The organism is Peptococcus niger, from assembly GCF_900101835.1.
Taxonomy (GTDB): domain Bacteria; phylum Bacillota; class Peptococcia; order Peptococcales; family Peptococcaceae; genus Peptococcus; species Peptococcus niger.
In genome coordinates, this window is the sequence record NZ_FNAF01000003.1 from 37,321 (window position 1) to 62,185 (window position 24,865).

At 52.5% G+C, this 24,865-nt stretch carries 8 protein-coding genes; 7 read left to right on the forward strand and 1 reads right to left on the reverse strand.

The features are described 5' to 3' along the window. Nucleotides 1-49 precede the first annotated feature (49 nt). The 7 genes from BLQ16_RS09750 (at nucleotide 50) to BLQ16_RS03140 (ending at nucleotide 23,456) form a co-directional block, all read left to right on the forward strand. A complete protein-coding gene (locus tag BLQ16_RS09750) occupies nucleotides 50-337 on the forward strand; it encodes a hypothetical protein (protein WP_091791294.1) in 288 nt (95 codons plus the stop codon). Nucleotides 338-457: 120 nt separating this feature from the next. Continuing rightward, nucleotides 458-1,291 carry a transketolase gene (locus tag BLQ16_RS03115; RefSeq protein WP_091791295.1) on the forward strand — a complete coding sequence of 278 codons (834 nt, stop codon included), beginning with the start codon at nucleotides 458-460 and terminating at the stop codon, nucleotides 1,289-1,291. After that, complete coding sequence (locus tag BLQ16_RS03120; RefSeq protein WP_091791296.1) at nucleotides 1,291-2,229, forward strand: transketolase family protein; 939 nt, start codon at nucleotides 1,291-1,293, stop codon at nucleotides 2,227-2,229. Before BLQ16_RS03115 ends, BLQ16_RS03120 begins: the two co-directional genes overlap by 1 nt. 670 nt (nucleotides 2,230-2,899) lie before the next feature. Further along, nucleotides 2,900-14,026: an InlB B-repeat-containing protein gene (locus BLQ16_RS03125; RefSeq protein ID WP_091791297.1), complete on the forward strand. Its 11,127-nt coding sequence runs from the start codon at nucleotides 2,900-2,902 to the stop codon at nucleotides 14,024-14,026. 129 nt (nucleotides 14,027-14,155) lie between these two features. After that, nucleotides 14,156-19,114 (forward strand): S-layer homology domain-containing protein, encoded by a 4,959-nt coding sequence (locus BLQ16_RS03130; protein ID WP_091791298.1) that lies wholly within the window; start codon nucleotides 14,156-14,158, stop codon nucleotides 19,112-19,114. A 692-nt stretch (nucleotides 19,115-19,806) separates the two neighbouring features. Further along, a complete protein-coding gene (locus BLQ16_RS03135) occupies nucleotides 19,807-22,011 on the forward strand; it encodes an S-layer homology domain-containing protein (protein ID WP_091791299.1) in 2,205 nt (734 codons plus the stop codon). Nucleotides 22,012-22,400: 389 nt separating this feature from the next. Then, the gene (locus BLQ16_RS03140; RefSeq protein ID WP_341443773.1) at nucleotides 22,401-23,456 is read left to right on the forward strand and encodes a Fic family protein; all 1,056 of its coding nucleotides are present in this window, start codon (nucleotides 22,401-22,403) and stop codon (nucleotides 23,454-23,456) included. A 224-nt stretch (nucleotides 23,457-23,680) separates the two neighbouring features. Here the strand turns inward: BLQ16_RS03140 and BLQ16_RS03145 are convergent, their stop codons facing one another. Then, entirely contained in the window at nucleotides 23,681-24,859 is a 1,179-nt protein-coding gene (locus BLQ16_RS03145) for an aspartate aminotransferase family protein (RefSeq protein ID WP_091791300.1), read from the reverse strand. Nucleotides 24,860-24,865 lie beyond the last annotated feature (6 nt).

Genomic DNA, 24,865 nt, shown 5'->3' on the forward strand with positions numbered 1-24,865 from the left:
ATAATCCCCTGGTCCCCTCCCTGGCTCCTGCATGATTCAAAGGGGGGGCTTGGGTCATGCCGGCGGGCAGGGCGTCCGGCCCGCCGGCAAGGACAAGCGGCCCACCACAGACCCACCGGCCGGCCCCGGTCGGCTTGTGCCTATCGGATGGCGCCGATTTCCCTTTGACCGGGAAAAATTCCCCGCCTTGCATCTCAGTGACCGGACCGAATGCGATAAGAAGGCCGGGTTAATTTGGCCTACAGGCCTTTATCCAAGCTGCCGGGTAAATTTACAGAAAAAACAGGGAGAAATCGGCGAAAGGCGTGTTCATGGGCGGGCGCTTTTGGTATACTAGAGACGAATGCTTTGCCGGGGCACTTTTAGCCGGAAGGGCTGAGGGTGGCTCGGTTGATGAACTGTGGCCGGCCTGGCTGTCGGCCATATAATGTTGTTGTACAGGAAATGGAGGAAGCGAATGAGTAAGATCCGGGTGGAGACGCTGCAGGCGCATGCCGATGCGATTCGCTGTGATGTATTGCGCATGATTACGGAAGCCGGCAGCGGGCATCCGGGCGGTTCTTTATCCGCCGCAGAATGCCTCACCTATTTATATTTTCACGCCATGACCCTTGACCCGGCCAACCCGCAAATGGCGGACCGGGACCGGTTTGTCCTTTCCAAGGGCCACGCCGCACCGGTGCTGTATGCCACCCTGGCCCACCGGGGATTTTTCCCGGTGGCGGATTTAATGGGCCTGCGTAAGCTTGGCAGTCCCCTGCAGGGGCATCCGGACATGCGGAAGGTGCCCGGGGTGGAAATGTCCACCGGCAGCCTGGGGACCGGCTTTTCCACGGCGATTGGCATGGCCCTGGCGGCGCGGCTGGATGGGTCAAACCGCCGCACCTTTGTCCTCCTGGGCGATGGCGAGTTGGATGAAGGCCAGGTCTGGGAAGCGGCCATGGCGGCCGGCCATTACAAACTGAACCGGCTCATTGCCTTTGTGGATGTGAACGGTTTGCAAATTGACGGCTTCACCAAGGACGTTATGAACCCGGAGCCGGTGGATCAAAAATTCGCCGCCTTCGGCTGGGACGTGCAGGTGATTGACGGCCATGATTTTAAGGCCATTCACGAGGCGGTGGACCAGGCCTCTGCAGCCTCCGGCGACCGTCCCCACATGATCGTCATGCGGACGGTTAAGGGACAGGGCGTTTCCTTTATGGAGAACCAATGCAAGTGGCACGGCAGCGCGCCCTCTCAGGATGAGCTGGCGCAAGCCTTGGAAGAATTGGCGGAAGGTGGCAAGTAATGGATAAACAAGCAACACGTGATGCGTACGGGCAAGCCTTGGCAGACCTGGGACAGGTCCGGGAAGACGTCGTCGTTTTAGATGCCGACTTATCCGGCTCAACCAAAACATCCCTCTTTGCCAAAGCCTTTCCCGACCGTTTCTTTGATATGGGCATTGCCGAGCAAAATATGATCGGCACCGCCGCCGGCCTGGCGGCATCCGGCTACCTGCCCTTTGCCTCAACCTTTGCCGTTTTTGCCTGCGGACGGGCTTACGACCAAATCCGCAATTCGGTCTGTTACCCGAACTTGCCTGTGAAAATCTGCGCCAGCCATGCCGGCCTGACCGTCGGCGAAGATGGCGGGTCTCACCAGATGATTGAAGACCTGGCACTGATGCGGGCCCTGCCCAATATGACCGTCCTCGTTCCGGCCGACGGCCCTGAAGCCGCCCAAGCCTTGGTTGCCGCCGCCGAGGTGGACGGCCCCGTCTATATGCGGCTGGGACGGCCCAAGGTGCCCGTCATCACCGAGCCGGGCGAGCCCTTTATCGTCGGTAAAGCCGGCGTTTTGCGGGAAGGGATTGACGTGACCCTCATCGCCTGCGGCATCATGGTCGCCAAGGCCATGGACGCCGCCGAACGGCTGGCCGACCGGGGCATCTCTGCCACCGTACTCAACATGGCCAGCATCAAACCCATCGATCGAGAGGCCATCCTTCACTGGGCGGATGTGACCGGGGCCATCGTCACCGCAGAAGAGCACACCATCTTTGGCGGCCTGGGCAGTGCCGTCGCTGAAGTGGTCGTCCAGGAAAACCCTGTCCCCATGGAAATGGTCGGCGTCAATGACCAGTTCGGCCAAAGCGGCAAGCCCGATGACCTCTTGGCAGCCTATAACCTCACCAGCCAAGCCATCGCCGACGCCGCCATCCGCGCCGTCGATCGAAAAGAATAAGCCCTGCGCCACAGACACCTGTGGCAAGGTAAAGAGCAAACCACCCCATCTGTGCGCAAAGCCTGCGCCCGGATGGGGTGGTTTGTTGTGGGGGATAATCATCTTAATTCATAAGTAAAATTAATCGAACATAACCTGCAAATTTTTGATTTGTGCATAATAAAAGGGGGTAATCGACTTGCGTTATTAAAATGAAGCACTTATAATAATTTTATAAAACAAATTAGAGTGGGCAGGTTTCATTAAGAAATAGCCCCATGATATGACAGGAGCTTGTTACATTATAAATAGCACTAACATGAATGCTGCCAAGGGTCATCCCGGTGGCCCCCAGTCTATTAAATAGAGTGAAAACTTTTGCTAAATAAAAAAATCTTGTTGCACAAGTCTGACAGAAATACCACAGGAGAGAGGGGAGTGAGACAGATGGTGTTTTTTTATTATTCTATAGGTAACCTGACTGGTCAGCGCTCGGAAAGAGACGGACCTTGTCGATGCCGTCCCTAGGAGAAGGGGCGGCTGAGCACCACAAGCCATTTGCCAAAACGGCGCCGGTGTCCCGGGTTCATGCACAGGACGCCTTTTGTTTAACAGCACTTGCAACCCAAACAATGACAAGGACCCATGCCGTATCGGCAAATGCATACACCCATAAAAGGAGGTAGTATTGATGAAGAAGATTTTAGCGGCCCTGATTGCTGTCGTCTTCTTAGTGACGTCTCTCCCATTATTTGCCACTGCCGCTGATGCCAGCCAAGGGCAGCCGATGGGATTGAACGCACTGATGACCGGGCCGAGATCCTCGGGAGGTGCGGTGACCAGCAACCAATGGCCCACCGGCAACTTCCCGCTCATGCCCAACTACAGCGGCCAGACGCCGAACGCCACCGGCTCCACCGGCCTCAAGTACGGCGGAACCGTTCGGGATAATAGTGGTGAGTACATTAACGTACAAATCACCCAAGTCGGCAAAGTTTACGGTGAACGCAACTTCAGCGCGAGCAACTTGCGCAACGCTGTGGGCTGGTCCCACTTAATCCTGCACTTTGACCCGGTCCTTTTTGAAAATCTGGACCTGGACAAGTCAAGCATTACGGGCCCCGGAGGGACCTTTAATTTAAGTGAAAGGGCTAAGGGCGATCAGGACATTTATAAGACCGACGATTACTCGGTGTCCATTCCCATGATCCGTATTTTCAAAAATGATTGGACGCCCCAAGAAGATCAACGGGCAACCATGAAGTTATACCTGAAGGATGGCCATAATTTAGTTAGCGGCACCAATTATTTAATCGAGCACCGCACCATGGCCCAAACCAATGATCTCTATTCCCAAATCTACATTCGGGATTACATCATGGGGATTGAAAACACAAACGTCCGTGCCTTTGACTCGCCGGCTTACATGCAATACACCGGCAACTTGAATGTGCCTTACAATACGGTAAGCAATCCACCAAAATATTCAAGCTACCGGCAAGACGTGATGTCAAACGCATACACGGATGTCTACATCGATTGGAATACCAACGAGCTCCACGTCAACTACGTTTATGAGACAACGGAAGATATTAGAGCCTATGACCGTACCCAATTCGTGCAATTGTTCCCGGAAAAATTAAAGGAAACCTTAGCGCCGCGAAACGGCGTCTACGCCAAGTTTAACCACGTCTATAAACGGGGTGACCTGGCTTGGGGTAATGACCGGGGGATTGCCTTTACGGACTTGAATTCGTTTGCGGGAACGAAAGGCGGCCTGGCCGGTTATCGCCTGCGTATTCCGAACAATGTCTCCGGCTATACCCATCCCTGGAACTGGGTCACCGAAACGACCCAAGCCTACGGAAGCAATTTGAGTGCCAGCAATGGTCGCTACATGGCCTACTCCATGACCCACGGCCCCATTGCCAACCACATGATTTACTACATCGATCCGGAAAAGTTCATGAAAGCTTTTGACAATCTGGACGATTTACAATTCACCTCTTTCTTTGTCACAAGAGATAACAATGAAACCGTCGGCGGTGTCCTTAAAAACTCCGAGTCCATGAACTCCCTCGGCGTGACAAAGACCATGACCAATTCGCCGAAAATTGACGACATCTATACCGATTCCGAAAAGATTACCGGGGACACCGGCTACAACAATGCCAACAGCAATGTTTACGTCGTTGCCAAGAATTTCAAAGACCCGGCGAAGTCCAAGACCCAATTGGTCAACTCCGACGGTAAAATCGAATTCTATCCGACGAACTTTGACGGCGTCTTTGATAACATGCAAAAAGACGACAAGCTCTCCTTTGAAACCATTTACCGCTACGCCAACTACTACAAATCCCGTCCCACCATTGAAAAGGTAAAAGCGCGGATTATATTCGACAAGTACGACGGCGACAAGGACCTTTCCGTCACAGTGCCCTCTTCCGATAAATTCAGGGGGCAAGAAGGCTATAAAGAAAACGGCCTAGGCGAAGCCAATATGCCGAAGGCGCCGACTCGCGAAGGCTTTATATTTAAGGGCTGGTCCACGAAAAAGACCACCGCAAGTGAATTTGCCAATGCAAAAACACTTACTGATGTAAAACAATGGAACGAAGGCAAGGCCTATAAATTTGACGGCACAGTACCCGTCAACAAGTCTTATCGGGTCTATCCGGTATGGGAAGAAGAAAACCAAGGCTTTACCATCGTCCTTCACTCCAATGACGGCACCGATCGCGTTGAAAAGATCGACGTAGCCTACGACGAAAAATTGCCGACCAAGGCCACCATGGACGGCATTGCATCCATGGAAGAACAATATGGCGAACTGGCCAAGGGCGGTTACTCGCCTTTAGCCAAACTGCCCAACGGCTACGCGACCAAAGACGGCGAACAAGCAATCTTCGGCAAGCGCGCCGGCTACAACCTCGTCGGTTGGTCCACCGTTAAAGACAACAGCAATGTCCAAATCGAAGACCTGTACTCTAATATGGGGATGCTCGCCAAAGATGGGGAAGGTAAAGACGGTAAGTACTACCTGTCCACCGTCCGTACCAAGGCGCAAGGCATCGGTCAAGCTGCCGCCGGCAAACTCTTTGAAGAGATAACGCCGGACAAAAACAACGAAATCCATCTCTACGCGGCTTGGAAGCCTTACTTTGACGTTACCCTGTCCAAGTCTTGGTACGACTCCACCAAGCCGGAATTCAAGGATAAAACCGTCAAGGAAATCCTGCAATTCCTGGCTCACGGCAACCAACAAGAAACGCCACCGTCGGATGCCTCCTTGGCAGAACCCATTCAAATCGGTCTCTTATACCGGACGGCTGTTACCGAAGCCAACGACCCGACCATTACCGGTCAGGCCAACTACTACCTGGTCGATGACAGTCTGAAAGACCTGCCGAAAAACGGCGGTCCCTTAAAATGGAACCTGCCCTCCTATGACGCCTACGGCAAACGGCTTTCCTACATTGCCGTAGAATTTGAACAAGGTCAATCCGGTAAAGACAAGTACAACGGATTCGGCCAAAAATGGACCAACATCTGGGCATCCGTGGCGGACAATCTCCACAAAAAGCCCGGCGAAGTTTGGGACAACGAATCCATTTCCAAAGTTCAAACCCTGGTTGTGCCTAAGGGCAATGGCGAAGTGGATGCCTTCTCCGGCGCCACGGTTCGTAAGCTCTACGAAGACGGCACGGCCATTACCGAAACTCAAGCCAACAAGTCTACTGTCGGCACCAAGCCCGCTTATCAAACCAAGTTCTACAATGTAAAAGTCAACTTGGCCAACCCGGTCTTTAAGAAACTTTACAATGAAGACAAAGAAGTCACCTTAAAGGCACCGGAAGATCCTCGCGTACAAGTCGTGGAATTCGATCTGCCGGAAGTCGCTGAAAAGATTATTTTCAAGCGGGATGACACCAACAAAACGAAATGGAATCGCGTTACCGTCAACAAAGGTACGGGTAAATGGGATGCTTCAAACGAAACCAACTATACCCTTACCGAAAAAGATGATGGCGGCGAAAAAGTACTGGTTCTCAAGCTGGATCTGGAAGGCAAAAACAGGTACAAATACTTGAAAACCGGCCAAGAAGTAGGCGCAACCTACTACAGCGTGACCGTAAACGACAAATCCGGCACTGCCGTTGAAGTCGTTCAAGACAAAAAAGACGCCCCGTCCTTAAACGGTTTGGAACAAGATGTTCTTGAAACTAAAAACGGGGAAGAATACGTGGTTATCAAGGCCTTGGCACCGACCAAAGAATTGGAACAATTCCAAGCCGGCGCCGTCCTCACCCTCTTCGACGCATCGGCTGAAAAGGGCAAGGAAAAAGCGAGTGCCTACAAGAACCTGGACGGTTCTGACGTCACCGGCACCCGTGAAGGCAGCTACTACGTATTCCGCGTCCCCAAGTCCAAGAACCCGGACTTGGTAGACGGCAGCAACGTAGCGGCTTACGCTGAGCAGGAAGGCTACAAGCCCTCTCGGTCCACCATTCCCTGCAAAGTAGACTTAAAGGGCCCGGCCATCACCGCCGACAAGCTCACCGTCTACGCCGGGGAAGAAGTAAATGTGCCCTCGGTCATTACCACCGACGAAGACGCTTTGCTGACGAGCTTTGAAGGCTTGCCGGAAACCATGAGTTTAACCAAGGAACAAACCACCCAGCTGGCCACCAAGTGGAAAGCCGCCGGTAAAGCCGGCGACACCAAAGGTACCAACACGGTCACCTTGGTCATGACAGATAAATTCGGCAACAAGACGGAACAAGACTGGACCGTGGAAGTGGTCGACCGACCCAGCTCGGACAATGTATCTAGCGCCGTCCAAGTGCCCAATAAGATCAGCAAAGACTACAGCGAATACAGCCATAAGATTAAAATCGCAGGCGGCAAAGTAGGCACCACCCTCAAGGTTTACCTGAGCGAGCCTACCAATGCCACGGTCACCGCACCGGTCATTGTGCCCTGCACTGAAGCCAATCAAGAAATTCTGATCAGTCAAGGCGTGGGAACCAATATTCACGACAAAGTTTGGATTACCCAAACAGAAAAAGATAAGAAGGAATCCAAAGCCCTCACCGTTCCTATGGACGTGATGGCACCGGCATCTCCCACAGTCGAATCTTTGGCAGCGGGTAATAAAACCCTCACCTTGTCGAACATTACTGATGACACGACCAAGATCTTTATCCGCGTCGGCGGACAAGAAAAGACCCTGACCCGCGATAAAGACCACACCGATCTGTGGAAAGATGATAAGTTTAACCCGCTTATCATGAAAGAGGGCAAACTTTCTGTCGGATTCAACCGTATTTTCAATCCGGAGGACAAGGCGCAAGTCATCGTCCTGGACGATATGCTGAATCCCCGGTCCATGATTAAGGTCGTTGAAGACTACGCCGCACCGGATGCGCCCACCATCGTTGCTGAAAACAAAGACGCGGGCACGACCACCGTCAGCGGTACGTCTAAAAACCCGGGTGCTACGGTAACCATTTACGAAATCACCAAGGAAACAGATCCGGACACAAGCGAAGAAAGGGAAATCCGCACACCCATTGGCACCGCCATCGTGGGTGAAGACGGCAACTACACCACCTATATCCGCCCCGCCAAGAAAGTGGGCACAGAAGTAGGCGCCGTTGTCACTCAAAATGGCAAGGAAAGCCCCTTAGCCAAGACCACCGTGACGGAAAATGCGGGCATCATCCCCTTCGATCCCAACGATCCTAACCCGACGCCTAATCCGGACGATCAGCGTTACGTCACCGTAACCCTCGATGCCAACGGCGGCCAATTCGCCGCCGGCACCAAGTCGTCCTTCTACGTCTTAAAGACCTATACAGTGAAACCGGCAGACTTTGACCAAGCCCGCCTGGGCCTGGAAGCACCGGTCAACAAGGCCTTTGACAAGTGGACGGAAGATCAGAAAAATACAAAAGAATTTACCGCCAAGACCTTTGCTCAAAATGCAACCATCTACGCCGGCTACAAGGCCAACGACAACGTCATTCCCTTCGATCCGAATGACCCGAACAAACCGGACAATCCGGATCCGAACAAATACGTCACCGTCAGCCTCGACGCCAACGGCGGTTCCTTCGCCGAAGGCACCAAGTCTTCCTTCTATGTAAAGAAGACCTACACCATGACGACAAACGACTTTGCCGTTGCGGAAAGAGGACTGACCCCACCGACAGACAAGGCCTTTAACGCATGGGCTCTTGATAAAGAGGGGACCAATGCCTTCCCGGCAGCCGGACAGAAATTTGATCAAGACGCCTCCGTCTTTGCTCAATACAGAGAAGGGCGGGACGTCATCCCGGGTACCGGCAACGACAAGCCCGAGGGCTACGTCACCGTCACCTTCCAGGCCGACGCAGACCAAGCCAAGCTGGAAGGCGAAACCACCTATTACGTCAACCCCAAAGGCAATGTCAAGCTGGGCGGCATTTTGGCACCGACCATCAAGCCTGTGACAGGATACGCCGTCAGCTACCCCGCCTGGACCTACTCTGACAATCAAAATGCGGCAAGCATTGTAACGGCAGACACCACGGCAACGGCAAGTCTTTACGACAAGGATAAAGTTATCCCCGTTCAAGACGGCGTAACCGTTACCAAACCGGCAGGCTACCTGGATGTCGTATTTAGCGCAGGGACCAACGGCAAATTGGAAGGCACGTCGAAATTCTACGTGAAACCGAATACGGCTTCGAAAGACGTACCGAAACCGACGCCCATCCCCAATGCCGGCTATAAGGTAAAAGACGAAGCGTGGAATCCCTTGATTCCCACCAGCTTCGACAAAGACTTTACCACCACCGCTCAATACGAAGCACTGCCCGATATCTCCGAGACACCGCGAGCCGGCTACGTCATGGTTCAATTTGACGGCGGCGACCACGGTAAAGTAGTAGAAGAAACCGGCAAGAAGACCATCATCTTCGTCAATCCGGAAAAAGAAATCGCTCTGGATAAAAAAGCGCCCACAGTCAAGGCCGACACCAACTGGTCCTTCGACAAATGGAGCGTCGACGGCACGGCAGTAGACCTTACCAAGGCCGTCAAGTACACGAAAGACACGGTCATCAAGGCCACCTACACCTCGGATATTTCCGGTGAATCCAAAGACGGCTTCGTCCTGGTGGAATTTAAAGCAGGAGATAAAGGTAAAATCGCAAGTGGCAACGCCAGTGTCTACGTAAAACAAAACAAAGAAGTGGACTTAACCGAAAAAGCACCGAAGATCAAGGCCAACGAAGGCTATGTCCACACCGGCTGGAATCAACCCTTGAAAGCCACCTTTGCTTCCGCTACGGAAATCACAGCCACCTACAACGATCCCAAGGACATCTCCACGACACCCGTCGAAGGCTTTAAACACATCACCTTCGCCGACGGCGACCACGTGAAGATTGCCAAAGACGCCGTTAAAGAATACTGGGTCAACCCGGACAAAGTTGTCAGCCTGCCCGCACCGGACGTTACCGTCGATGCCGGCTACATGCACATCGGCTGGTCCGCCAATTTGACCCAAAAATTCACGGCAAACATGACCATTAAACCGACGTCCATGGCATCCACGGACGTAACGCCGAACAAGAACGACAACTACACGGAAATCAAATTTGTTGCGGGCAACCACGGCAAGTTCGTTTCCATTCAAGGACCGACCTACTCCCTGTGGGCCAATCCGGAAAAAGTCGTCACCATTCAACCGCCGCAAATCGATGCGGACCAAGGATATAAACTGACCGGCTGGATGAATTCCAAGACGCATGACGTCGTTAAAGTAGGCGATGCCATTAAGGGACAATTCCCGAAAGCCGAAGGAACCGTTCAATACATTGCTCAATACGACACATTGGACGACATTTCCAACAAACCGGAAAAAGGCTATGTTGCCATCACCTTCAATGCCGGCTCCAACGCCCACTTTGAAGGTCAAGACCCGGATAAGCGCATCATCACCTACTACGTCAATCCGGCCGCCGATAAGACCTTGAGAGAACTGCTCACCGGCACCTTTGTCGAACCGAACCTGGTATACGACGAAGGTTATGAAAAGGGCAAGACCAAGTGGACACCTGATCTGGTACTCGACCTCACCGTCGACGCCGCCCAAGAATACACCGCCAATGTCAAATCCAAGGGTCAACTGCCCGGCGATACGACACCGGTTCCAAAGAACTGGAAGACCGTCGAGTTTAGAATCTTCGACTACGACAAAGACGCGGCAAAAATCACCGGCGGTTTGAAAAAATACCTGGTCGATCCTAAGGAAGAAGTCACCTTAAAAGCGCCGGATGTTAAGATCACGAAGGAAGGTTACTCCTTAGACGGATGGAACCACAGCCTCACCGGCAAATTCGAACAAGACACCGTTATCTACGCCCTTATCGGCGGCGACATTTCCACCAAGCCCAAAGACGGCTTCGTGAAAGTCACCTTCGCACCGGGCGATAACGGGAAGTTTGAAGACGGCGCAACGACTGAAGTTTTTGTAAGAAAGAACACAGAAGTGGACTTAGGCGCTCGGGCACCCAAGGTCATCCCCAATGCCACCTACAGCCACAGCGGCTGGACCTTTGGCGACAAGACCTACGGCACCGACTCCATTAAGACCAGCTTCACTGAAGCGGAAAACATCATTACCGCAGCTTACAACCGTGACATCATCGAAGATCCGACCACGCCGAATCCGCCGGCAGGTTACGCCCGCGTCATCTTTAATGCAGGCGAACACGGTGAATTCGTAGACGGCGCCAAGACCAACTTCGACGTACGCATCGCCGCGAAATTAACCATCGGCGATCTGAACAAACCCAAGGTCAATGCCGATGAAGGATACTTCTTCACCAAGTGGGATAAGGGCAACGACACCCTCATCACCGAGTCCATGGACGTCACCGCCCAATACTCCGGCGATATTATCCCCGGCACTGACCCCAACAAACCGCCGCAAGAAGGCTTTGTAAGAATCACCTTCGCTCCCGGCACCGACGGTCAATTCAAGGGCGGCGAACCCACCTTCTACGACGTAAGGAAGGACGCCAACAAGACCTTGAAAGACCTGGGCAAACCCACCGTCATCCCCAATAACGGTTACACCCACATCGGTTGGGACAAGAAGGATGAAACCAAGCTGGATCAAAACATGATCGTCTTGGCCCTCTATAAACAAACCGTCATCACCAATCCCGACACGACCAAACCCGTCCCCGACGGCTACGTTCGCGTCACCTTTGACCCGACGGATAAAGGGACCATCACCTCCGGCACCGCCACGCAAGACGTCCTCATTGCCGGTCACAAGACCCTGGGCGATTTGACCAAGCCGGCGGTCCAAGGAAAAGCCACCAATGTCTTCTCCGGCTGGGATAAGAAAGACGACACCAAGCTGGATGAAAACATCCAAGGCAGAGCGCTTACAGTCACCGCACTCTACAACGACGATATAAAACCCGTCGACGATCCCGACTCCGACATTCCTAAAGGCTACGCCCGCGTCGTCTTTAAGGCCGGCGAACACGGGAAATTTGCCCAAGGCGAAATCACAGCTTACGACGTTCTGATGAAGAAAGACGTCACGCGCACCTTAGGCGAAGTGAAGAAGCCGAAAGTTACGGCAAATGACGGTTATACCTTTAAATCCTGGGACAAGAGTGATACACTTGCCTTGGAAGGAGGTAAAAAACTCGAGGTTACGGCAACGTATAATCAAAACGTGATTATTTCCGACGATCCGACCACACCGATTCCCGAAGGCTACGTCAGAGCCACCTTCAAGACGGACGGCGCCAAGGGCGCCATTAAGGTAACCATCAACGGCGTCGATAAAACACTTGAAACCGTCGTTATGGACGTCCTGCCCAAGACCAAGACCGTCGGCGAATTGAAGGCCAACCTGACCTTGACCGCCAAAGGCGATAATGTCTTTGAAGGCTGGTCCAAACCTGACGACTACACGGTAGTAAACAGTGTCACAATTGAAGCCCTCTACCAAGGCGGACAAACCGATACCCCGACGGCCACCGCCCTCAACGTGGGGAAAGATAACTTCACCACCATTAAAGGGACAGCCACACCGGGCGCAAGGGTTGTCGCCAGAGTAGACGGCACGATTGTCGGCGAAGCCGTAGCGGACGACAAGGGTAACTACACCATCAAGGCCACCCAAGACGGCAAGAAATTGCCCGACCGCACGAAAGCCAAGGTGACCGCGACCAAGGCACCGATGACCGAATCGGCAAAGCAACCAGTGATTGTTCTGCCCGACGCCAACAGCGACGGCATACCCGACGGCGACTTGCAAGCTCCGGCGCAACCGAAGCTGGATCCGCCGCGGACCAAGGACACCCAAGTCACCATGAAAGTGCCCACGGAACCGGACGCTAATAAAATCATCGTGAAAGTCACCGAGGCAGACGGCAATCCCGTCACCACCGTCGAAGCAATCAAAGACGGCGATACCTGGAAAGTCGATGGCAAGCCCCTGACCGTAGACGATACGGACAGAATTTCCATCCCGCTGCCGAACACCGAACTCAAGGAAGGCCAAAAAGTCATTGCCAACGTCTATGATGAGTCGGGCAACGAATCCGAACCGGCCATCAAGATCGTCAGCAACAAAGACCCCTTGGCCAAACCTGAAATCAACACGCCGAAACAAGGGGACAAGACCGTATCCGGTAAAGCCCCCGGCGCAGAAAAAGTAGACGTCATCGTTACGGACAAAGATGGTAAGCTCATCGAAAGCAAGACCGGTCAAAGCGTCAATGCAGACGGTACATTTACCGTCCCGGTCAATGACTTGAAAGACGGCCAAAAGGTTACCGTCAAGGCCTCTGCCAAAGACAAAGACCCCTCCGAAGCCTCCAAGAAAGTAGGCCTTGAACTGGATAAGATCAAGGAAACCAAGAAGGAAGCCGACGGCGTCGTCGATCAGGCCAAACAAGACGGCAACTGGAAGCCCGACGATCCGGGCGCCAACCCCTTCGACAAAAACTTGAAAGACAAGATGGATAAGGCCGCCGATATCATTAAAGATGCCGAAGACAATGATGACGCCAATGACCCGACTCAAGACGCTGTCGACCAAGCGGAAAAAGAATTGCGCGACGCCCTGAACAAGAAGGACGCCGATACCAAAGTTTCCGCCGTAGAAGACAAGGTCAAGAATGGCGAAAAACCGTCACCTGAAGACATTCAAGCCGCCCAAGAAGCCATCGATAAAATCGAAGGTTCCACCGATCCCACCGCAGACGACTTCGATAAAGATAAGAAGGACCTGCAAGATCGACTGGATAAGGCAAAAGCCTTGGATGACTTGAAAGACGCAAAAGATGATTTGGATAAAGCCATCGATAAAGCCGTAGAAGAAAAGAAACCGGCTGAAGAAATTGACAAGGCCAAAGAAGACAGCAAGACCGGCGGGGACATCATCAACAATGGTGGAGATGGCAAAACTGCCGAAGAAATCGTCAAAGTCGTTGAAAAAATCAAGGAAACAACAAAGATACTTGGTCAATCAGCGATACAAATAAGGATAGATAGCGCAAACTATAATAGTCGAAATATTGCTCTCACAACAAACCCAGGCAAATGTAAGGTAACCATTACCATTCGTTATGCTGCAGGTGGTGAAGAGACTTTAGAAACGACAACCGGTCCGGCGGGGACTGCAACAATTCTTCTCAAAACTCCCCTCCAGGAAGATGACTATATTGTTGTAAAAGCAAGCCAGGACGCATCAACTAAAGACTACTTGGACAACTCAGTTTCGACTTCTGTCTATTAAGGAAAGAGATGAAGATCCTATGGGGTCTTCATCTTCCTTATCATGTTCCTTTGGAAAATACCATGGCCGTGCACGGATATCGTGTAAATTCAAGTATTTGCTGGTGATTACAATAAAAGGGGGATATTTATGCTTAAGAAATTAGTAAGCCTCGTGCTTGCTCTAGCACTTTTGCTCAGTGGCATACCGCCAATTCCTGCTCAAGCACAAACCGAACAACCACTAGATGTTCAGCAAATGGATGATGGCAGCTATGTTATTAAGCTTTCGGGTGCTTCTGATTATTCACTGAGGTCTGCTTTCGGATTGAGGCGTGCTCCTCAAAATGAGCCAAACTCAATAACACCTGAAACGGATCCTGATAAATTTGAAACACGCACAGTAAGAGTAGACTTTGCGGAATTAGTCAACGAAGTTTTAAAAGTGGACCATGTTAAGTTTTATGTCAAAAGTATTCCACTCAACTATCTTCAAGAGTACACCGTTACAAAAGAGGGCAATGTTGCCAGCGGGGATAAGGTCATAGGACAAAATTTCGAAGTCCCTGCCCCTAAAATGGATTACAATCCTCAATTCATTGTAGAATTTCCTGATGGTCGAGATGCTCGTGCTGTAGTAGAAGGCTGGTATAAACCTTTAACAGACGGCGGCATATACGTTATAGCAGTTGACTTTTTAGCGCATACTGGTGTTGCAACAGAATGGTATGGCGCATCAGAAAGACCAAATGCCCAAGCCGTTTACACTTATTTAGCAAACGGTGAGATGTTGTTTAACCTACCGAGGGAAAATCAAAATTCTATTTTGAGAAAGGGATACCGCTGGCTTTGGGCAGGTCATGACGACCCTGTCTATTTACAAAAATTAGATCCTGCCAATATCCTGTGTTCAGACCATGCTACGGCCGATTTCACTTATCACGTTAAAATTAATGGTGAAAAAGAAGGCCAACTTGGTACCTCTAACTACTTTTTCAAAGTTACAGGTGACGCCTATACAGGATTTACCGTTACCAGTCGCGAAAAAGTATCTGTTGACTTTAATGCCGGTAAGGGTAAATGGAAGGGTCAAGCTCCGGCCACCCAGTATACCGGCCATAGCTTGAAGCTGGGCGAATCATTTATTGAAGGCATGGGCCCCATCTCGGTCCCTGCTAAAAGTGACTTGACTGTACCGGCTGCAGAAGCAGGCCAACCTGAAAATGAATTTAAAGGGTGGTCCGATACTGAAAATGGTCAAGTCGTGGATATGGATACGTATGTTGTAGAAAAGAACACCACCTTCTATGCCATTTACGGTCCCAAGGCACAAGGGGCAGTAAATGCCAAGTACGTGGATGAAAACAATGCCGAAATAACCGATCCCAAATACCATATTTCCGGTCAAGATTATTCTGCTGAAAGACCAGGCAATGTTGGTGAAACAGTTGGAACAGATGTAGCAAGCACAGCAGCCGCGCCTAAGTTCCTGGGTTACAAAGTAACCGGGGTTGAAGTTACGCCTGCTGCAGGACAAACTACAGCAACCTATACTGATCCTGCAAGTGCAACCGTCACCTATAAGTACAAAAAGCTGAAAGACATTATTCCGGCTAAGAACGACGACGGCACAGACAACCCGGATGCAACGGAAGATGTCAAAGCAACCTACAAACCCGTAACCATGAAGGTAGACGGCAATAAAGGTAGCTTCCAAAAGGGTGGTTCCGACGTTGCCGGTACGGAATTTGTCTACTACGTCAATCCGGTGGAAGGCAAGTCCCTGGACGATGTCTTAACCGCTTCGGGCTTGACGGCAAAAGCGAAAGATGACAATGCCAACAAGATCAACGCAGCGAAACCTTGGACATTTAAACCAGCCAAGACAAAAGCTGATGCCGATGTAGCAACAAGCACGGTAGTGAGCAAAGATAATTTTGATGCCGGCGTGACCATGGAAGTCAACTTTGCACAAACCAAGGCCGATCAATTTAAAGATAAGCTGAAACCCGTGGACATTAAAGTCTGGAAGGGCGAAGAGATCACCTGGAAGCAGGGCGTCGCGCTGAAAGAAGCGAATGAAGACCTGCAAAAGATTCTGGATGACGGTTCCACTGTCGTAAGCGACCTGGGCGAAGGCGGCACCATCGCCGCTCCGGGAACGGCTAGAACCTCGACCGAAGCCAACCTGCCGAACGGCGCCAAGGGCAACCTGAAAGTGGCCTTTGACGACGGCTCCAGCTTAGCTGTTAACGACCAAACGGTTTATGTCGCCCCCGAAAAGACCAAGATCGTCAAGGAAGGCGAAGATGGTTACGTCGATCCCGACAAGCTTCCCGATAATAAAGTCAAAGTCGACATTAAACTCGGCGAAGGCGTTCAAGCCGGAACGATGAAGGGCAAGACAACTCCGGTCCTTTACGCCAGCTTCTACCTGAAATCGGGTACCGGTTTAGCCGGAGGGGACTTCCCGGCTGTGGAAGCACAAGAAGGCTATAAGCAAGACTCCGTCGCTTGGGATCCTACCGATCAAACAAAAACTTGGGATGCCGACGGCGCTTATGTGGCCACGGCTCAAGCTCAAACCATCGCCGATAAAGTCGGAGAAGGCAATTTAGCCGGCGTGGACTTCGGCGTTTGGAAGGGCGATACCATCGACTGGAAGAAAGGCGTCAAAGTCGCCGACACCGTCACGGACAATGATCTTAAGGATGCTATCCAAGGCTATTTGGACAATGCTAAGACCAAAGTTACCGATGCGACGACCCCCGCAAGATCTTCCGACAAAGTCGGTGAACAAAAGGGTAATTTAACCGTCACCTTTAGCGACGGCTCCACCCTCACGGTAAAAGACCAAACCATCTACGTTTGGGAACACAAGACAGAAAACAACGACGAGAATAAAGATGATCCGAAACCGGATGGCAATATCCAAGTTTCCTTCGCAAAGGGAACAGGCGTCACGGCCCTCGATCCTGCCAACAAGACCATGACCGTGAAATCCGGCACGGCCCTTGTAGATGCAGACTTCCCGAAAGCCACCGTGGATGCAGCCAACGGCTACGTCACCCCGGCTACCTGGAAAGGCAACGGCACCGATGAAGGCTTGACCGTCTCCAAGACCAATAGTGCTTTCACGGCAACGGCCAACAAGGGCAAATCCGACGAACCGGTCATCCCCTATGAACCGACCGACCCGGCCAAGCCCACCGATAAGGACGACCCCAAGATCCCGACCGAAGACGACAATCACAAGACCATCGATAAGAAAGACTACGTCATCGTCGCCTTCAACGTCGCTCCCGAGGAATCCGGCACCTTAACCTTAGGCAAGGTTGCTGACAAAGCAGTTGTATCCGCCCTGGTTAAGAAAGGAACGGATTGGTCGAAAGTCACCCTGCCGACAACGAAGGCAGCGGACTCCTATACCTTCTGGTACTGGACCGCCAAGACCGGCGCAGTTGCAGACGGTGATATTCGCACCGCCCACTTCATTAAGAGCGGCGACGAAATTACCCCGAACGATCCGGCACTTCCCGACGGTTTCTTTAAAGTCACCGTGGGCAAGGGTGATGGCGTGAAAGCCGATGACCTCTTCGGCAAATCCTATGCCGTTAAAGAAAACGACAAATTAGCAAAAGATAAATTCCCGAAATTGACAGCAGAAGATAACTACCGCGATCCCAAATGGTATAACGGCGACACAGCTGTTGAAAACAACAAGCCGGAAGAAGTTGCCATTACCGTCGAAACCACCTTTACCGCCAAGGCAACGGAAGTGAAATTCGATAAAGATCATCTCGTGAAGATCGAATTCACAAAAGATCCGACGAAGATGACCTATACGGAAGGGTCTGACACAGACGGCAAGATGGAACTCGCCGGTCTTGAGATCAAGCTCACCGATGAAAATGGTGTAGAAAAGACCATTGGTGCAAAGGATTTGGCAGACTACGGTGTCACGGTGGCACCGGCAGAAGGAACAGATCTTACCAATGCCAAGGACAACGACAAGCACCTGACCGCAACTGCGAAGGGGAATGATCCCACCACAGCTACACCTCTAGAGGCGAAATCTAAAGGTACCTTAACTGTGAACTTGCCGAAATCGGACGCTCCGACCATCAACCAGCCTACTGCCGGCGATAAGACCATTAGCGGTAAGGGCGTTCCGGATGCTTCCATTACCGTCAAAGACAAAAACGGCGATAAGATTGGCGAAACGACCGTCGGTAAAGACAGCAAGTGGTCCGTCGACGTGCCCAAGGACAAGCCGCTGAAGAAGGACGATAAGATTACCGCCACCCAAGAGGAAAAAGGTAAGACACCTACTTCTGCTGAAGCAACCGTTAAAGGCAAAACCAGCCACGGTGGCGGCAGTGGCGGTGGCGTCATCGATACCCCGTCCAAACCGGAACCCAAACCGGAAAAACCGTCTGAAGGGGACTTGAACAAGGACGACCACTACCAATACCTCATTGGCTATCCGGACGGGACCTTTGCCCCCAACAAGGGCATGACCCGGGCAGAAGTGGCTACTATGTTCACCCGTCTCTTAAAAGACCGCCCGGTTAAAGGCAAAAGCTATGCGGCTGGTCTGAGCGACATTCATGCCGGTGACTGGTACGCCGATACCGTCGGCTATGCCGTCGAAAAAGGCATCGTCTCCGGCTATCCGGATGGCAGCTTCAAACCGAACCAAGCCATTACCCGGGCAGAATTTGCCTCCATTGCCTCCCGCTTTGCCGAACTCACTGAAGAAAAAGACCTTACTTTCAGTGATTTAGACGCAAGCCACTGGGGCTACAAGGCCATCCGCCTGGCAGCTTCCAACGGTTGGATCTCCGGTTATCCGGACAACACCTTCCGTCCGGAACAAGCCATCACCCGCGCAGAAGTGACCTCCATCACCAACCGCATGCTCAATCGCAGTGCAGACCTCGATTGGATCAATGCGCACAGTGCTAAAGTCATCCACTTCAGTGACGTGAGCGCCGGCGACTGGTTCTTTGAACCGGTTATGGAAGCCAGCATGGGCCATGACTTTACCCGTGATGCAGATGGCAAAACCGAACACTGGACCGGTCTGAACGGTAAAAGCTTTATCTAGGCCTTTATAGGGTCTTGGATTTCAGTTGAACCGATAAGACGCCAGTCTAAATAGAAAAGCGCCTATTGCCAATAGTGGCAATAGGCGCTTTTGATGTGTTCATTCAGGTGACTCGCCGGTGTCCGGTCGAAAAGGGTAGGCCCCTGCCAGCCCCTTATGTGATTAGCGGACAAGCCGGCCCCTCCAATACTGTGCAACTGTCTTGGAGGGGCCGGTTGTTTTTGGGCTTTTTTCTATCAGCTGAGGGCCATTTTTTAGGATGAGGTTGGCAGGGGAGTGTCGGCTAAGGAGTGAGCCTTGGCTTATAAATGCTGTAAAAATATGACGATAAGCCTAACCGGGTTCATTAAAAATAGTTACAAAGGTCAATGAGTGCTTTTACTGATGGGGCAAAAATGATAAAATCTCTTCCGGAGGAGGTAAAGAAGCTGACGTTGCGGCAACGTATAATCTAAACGTCATTATTTTAAGGTGTTTTACTAGACCCGACCAAATTAATCTCGACGACTATGTCAGGGCCGGTTGAATAACCGACGACCGAAGATGGATCCGGAGCGCTTGTCTTTTAGGCTTGCCGGACAAGGACTTTTATTTTATGGATATCGTGGACAAGCCATATCCGGGGGACGGGTGAATTTTGCTTTTGAATTGTTTGATGGAGCGGTTTGATTTGATAACAAAGGAGACGATCTATGTACCAAAAAATCATGAGTTTAACCCTTGCCGGGGCACTATTCTTTACGGCCATGCCGGTCGCACCGATTCAGGCGCAGGAGGGGCCGTCAGAGGCTCAAGTTGCTGAAAACCCTGCTTCAGCGCCGGCGGGTTGTCAGGACAAGGCGGCTGTGCAAAAAGACTTTGAGACGGCCATCAACGGGATGTTTGCGGGCATTGGCAGCAAGGAGGGGGTCTATCTGAGCAAGTATGACCCTGCCTCCAGGACGGTTAAAGTATATATTCTGGATAAGACGAAAAAGGCGACGGAAATTTCCGGGACGGGCCTCGTCGCCGGCCTGACCAAGCTTTATGAGGACCACCACCTGATCAAGCTGAAAATCGGGAACCAAGAGGAACGGAATCTGCAGGCGATTGCCGACAAGCTTGGTAACGATAAGACGCAAGTCCAGAAAGCCTTTGCACAAATTTTCGGCACGGATATTCTCAATGCGGCGCAAAGCCAGGGGGCTAAGACAGGGACCTTGGCTGACTTTATTCATAAGCAGGTTCAAATGAAACTAACCGTTCAAGCACCGAATTGCGAACCGGTTGAATTGATTTATAGCATCTATGGTTTTGAGGCGGAAGCGTCTATTCTGAAGGACCAACTGCAGGCCCAGGACCTTAAGGTCTGGAAAGGTGATGCGGTCAACTGGAAGGCAGGCCTGGCCTTGAAAAATCCTGACCCCAGCCTGCAAAAGATTTTAAATAAAGAGGAAACCGTTGTCACCGACTTGGCGGGAAGAAGGACCGATACTTATCTGCCGGGTGGGGCAAAGGGCAGTTTAAAGGTCACTTTTGCTGACGGCTCTGCCCTGACGGTAGATGACCAAATGCTCTATGTGTCGGAGCACTTTGCCGGGCTGACGGATGACAAGGCGCCGCAAGATGCCGTCCAGGTCAAGTTCCTACTGGGTGAAGGGGTTGAAGCCGGTCAAGCGCCTCATAAAAAAACTGGCGACAAGAACAAGCCGGTTGAGTATGCTGCCTATAAGGTGAAACCGGGGGCTAATATCAAGACCTATGAACATTCCCAACTGCATAAAAGTATTTTTGGCTTAATCAATCCGCAGGCCCTTAAAGGGTATGAGAACCCGGTTTGGACCGGCAAGAACCCGGCGGATCCTAAGGACTATGTGGTCAGCGAGACGAATAATGTGTTTACGGCTCAGGCCACATTAGCGGTTTCAAGGGTACCGACTGTTGACCGGGTAACGGTTGGCGATAAGACCATTAGCGGGAGAGGCGTTCAGGGCGCTAATATTCTTGTAACCGCTGGTAGCGAGGAAATCGGTCGGGCCAGGGTTGACGGTGCCGGCAAGTGGCGCCTGGCCCTGCCGGCGGGTAAGACCTTGAGGGTCGGCGATGTGGTTAAGGTGACCCAAACGGAGACGGATAAGCAGCCGGCTTTTGCTGAAGTGACCGTTAAGGCCAAGTCCAGTACCGGGACCGGCAAGACCGGCCCCTCGCATTCGTCAAAACCCGGATCGAAACCGAAGGCCAAGCCAACGCCGAAGCCGGAGACAAAACCGGAAACAAAGCCTGAGCTAAAACCTGAATCCAAATTATCCAACCATGACCTAAACAAAGCCGGTCACTATTCCTACCTGACCGGCTATCCGGACGGGACCTTTGCCCCCAACAAGGGCATGACCCGGGCCGAAGTGGCCAGCCTCTTTACCCGGCTTTTAAAAGATCGCCCCGTTAAAGGACAGAGCTACAAGGCCGGTCTGAGTGACCTTCATGCCGGCGACTGGTATGCCGATGCCATCGGCTACGCCGTCCAAAAAGGCATCGTCTCCGGTTACCCGGACGGGACCTTCAAACCGAACCAAGCCATCAGCCGGGCAGAATTTGCCGCCATCGCCGCCCGCTTTGCCGAGATGACCGGCCAGCAATCCCCCGCCTTTAGCGACCTGGCCGCCACCCATTGGAGCTACCAAGCCATCCGCCAAGTCGCGGCCAACGGCTGGCTCTCCGGCTACCCGGACGGCGCCTTCCGCCCAGACCAAGCCATCACCCGGGCAGAAGTCGCCACCATCAGCAACCGGATGCTCAACCGGACCCCGGACCTTAACCGGCTCAAGGCCCAGAAAGACAAGTTACCCCACTTTAGCGACGTGGGCTCCGGCGATTGGTTCTATGGCGCCATCATGGAAGCCAGCTTCGACAGACCATAGCCCTGGGGTGGGTAAAACCGGTCAAGAGAGGATTTAACGAGAATAATAGGCTAGAGGTCTGGTTAAGTGTTAACCGAAACAGACCCTGCTTCACCGGACCAAGGTTAGATTAAAGGAGCTGTTGCCTTAAATGGCAACAGCTCTATTTTTGTTCGGGCTGTCTATCCTTTTTCTCGACCGGGCGCCGGTCACCTGCCTGTTGCCAGTCGGGGCATTATTCTAGGCGGGTGCTGGCCGCCTTCTACGGCCTCGTCGTCGGTTGCCGGCCTTTATCAAAGGGCGTATTTGTAGTAAAATGGCTGCAAATGGAAGGCGCATTTGAGAGGGGCGGCCGCTGGAGGCTTGTCAGGTCCCGCTTCAAGCAGGTTAAAGGCCCTGGTGCCTTTCAGGTGAAAGCTTTAAACAAGCGAAGGACGGTAGACCTGCCTTTTTATAGGGCGCAGGTTTGTAGGCAGGCTGGTATTGTTCCGAAAGAGGACTTGCTTTATTCCGATAGACCTGTTGTTGTTCCGCAAGTTCCTGAAATTTTGCTGATGGGGGGCGATGAGATGGTTGTTGACGTGAAAGAGATCGCTAAAAAATGGGGTATTTCAGAGCGGCGGGTGCGCCTTTTATGTGCAGAGGGCCGGATTTCAGGTGCCTATAAAGAGGGCAAATGCTGGAAAATCCCGGCTGAGGCGGCCAAACCCGGTGATGAACGGCTAACAAGGGCTGACCGTCTATTGCCCTTGATTGACCATAAGCTGGAGCGGCTTCGGCAGTTGAGGCCTTTTACCGAGGGTGAACTGGCCCGGTTGACGGAAGATTTCATGGTAGAATATACTTATAATACCAATGCCATTGAAGGCAATACGCTTACATTAAGGGAAACAGATTTGGTTTTAAGGGGCCTGACCATTGACCAAAAACCCTTGCAAGACCACTTGGAAGCCCTTGCTCACAGGGAAGCCTTTTACTTTGTGGTGGACTTGGTGAAGGAGCAAAAGCCTTTAACAGAGGCCGTCATCCGAGACATTCATGACTTGGTGCTGGCGGATAAAAAAGAAGATAGGGGCGTCTATCGGAAGATACCGGTGAGGATTGCCGGTGCCTATCATGAACCGGTTCAGCCCTACTTAATTGCTCCGCAAATGGAGGCCTTGTTGCTGGATTACGCTGCTTCCGAGCTGCATATTGTCAAGAAATTAGCCAAGTTTCATATTGAATTTGAAGCAATCCATCCGTTTATTGATGGCAATGGTCGGACAGGGCGGTTGCTGGTGAATTTAGAATTGATGAAATCCGGCCTGCCGCCGATAGACATTAAGTTTACGGATAGGATGCGCTATTATAGGGCTTTTGATGCCTACCATAAAAATGCTGATTTAGCGCCGATGGAAAACTTGTTTGCACAATATATTGATGAAGAACTGGAGCGGTATTTGGGCCTTTTAGGAGAAAAATAGAGGCGGACCTTGCACCGGGCGCCGGAGGCCAAGGGCCTCTTTTTAGGGGACCAAAGCGGCCGATGACGACCGGTTCAAGGAAAAAATTTCGAATAAGCGGCGACATAAAACCCCGTCGCAGGCCTTGCTTTTTTAGGCAGGGCTTGCGGCGGGGTTTTTGTGTGGGTTGATTTTTCCGGCAGGTGTGGTGAGGTTTTAGGATCAGCTCGCTCTTTGGGCCGGGTTTATTCTTCCGATAGGACGGCGGATAAGATGGCGCAGCCCTTTTGAAGGTCTTCTTCGCTGATGGACAGGGGTGGAAGGAGGCGGATTTTATTTTTGGCGGTGAGGATGAGAAGGCCCTTGGCCAGGCAGGCGTCGAGGACGTCTTTGGGGGCCTTGTCGCGCGGGGTAAGGCCGACCATCAGGCCCAGGCGGTCAATTTTGGCAATGCCGGGACAGGCGGCGAGACAGGTTTCCAACAGCTGCCCCTTGGCCTCTACCTTTTGCAGGAAGGCCGGGTTGGCAATGCGGTCCAGCATGACCTTGGCGCCGGCGCAGGCAACGGGGTTGCCGCCGAAGGTGGAGCCGTGGCTGCCAGTGCCGAAATGGGGCTTTAGGGCCTCGGTGGTCAGGCAGGCGCCGATGGGGAGGCCACCGCCGAGGCCCTTGGCCAGGGTGATGATGTCCGGCCGGATGCCGAAATGTTCGTAGGCAAACAGTTTGCCGGTGCGGCCAATGCCGGTTTGAACTTCGTCGATGATGAGGGTCAGGTCCTTGGCCCGGCAATAATCGGCGACGGCTTGAACGTAGGCGCGGTCAAGGATGTGGACGCCGCCTTCGCCCTGGACGCATTCCATCATGACGGCGCAGGTGCTGTCGGTGACGGCGGCCTTAAAGGCGGTGATGTCATCAGGGGGCACGTAGGTAAAGCCCGGATTAATGGGCATGAAGGCTTCGTGCAAGGGCGGCTGGCCGGTGGCGGACAGGGTGGCCATGGTGCGACCGTGGAAGCTGTCGGTCAGGGTGATGATGTCGGCGCGGCCGGGGCCGTAACGGTCAAAGCTGGCTTTCCGTGCCAGCTTGATGGCGCATTCGTTGGCTTCGGCGCCGCTGTTGGCGAAAAAGACGGCGTCAAAGGGGGTGGCGGTGCAAAGCCGGTCGGCCAGGCTAATGGCCGGCAGGGTGTAATAAAGGTTGGAGGTGTGCTGCAATTGGGCGGCCTGGTCGCAGACCGTCTGGACCCAGTCGGGATCGCAGTAGCCCAGGGCATTGACGCCGATGCCGGAGCCGAAATCCAGATAGGTCTTGCCGTCGATGTCGGTGGCCAGGCAGCCGCTGCCCTTGACCAGGACGGCGTCATAGGGGGCGTAGGTGGGGAGCATGTGGGCCCGGTAGGCCTTTTTGATGTCTTCTGTTTGCATGGGAAC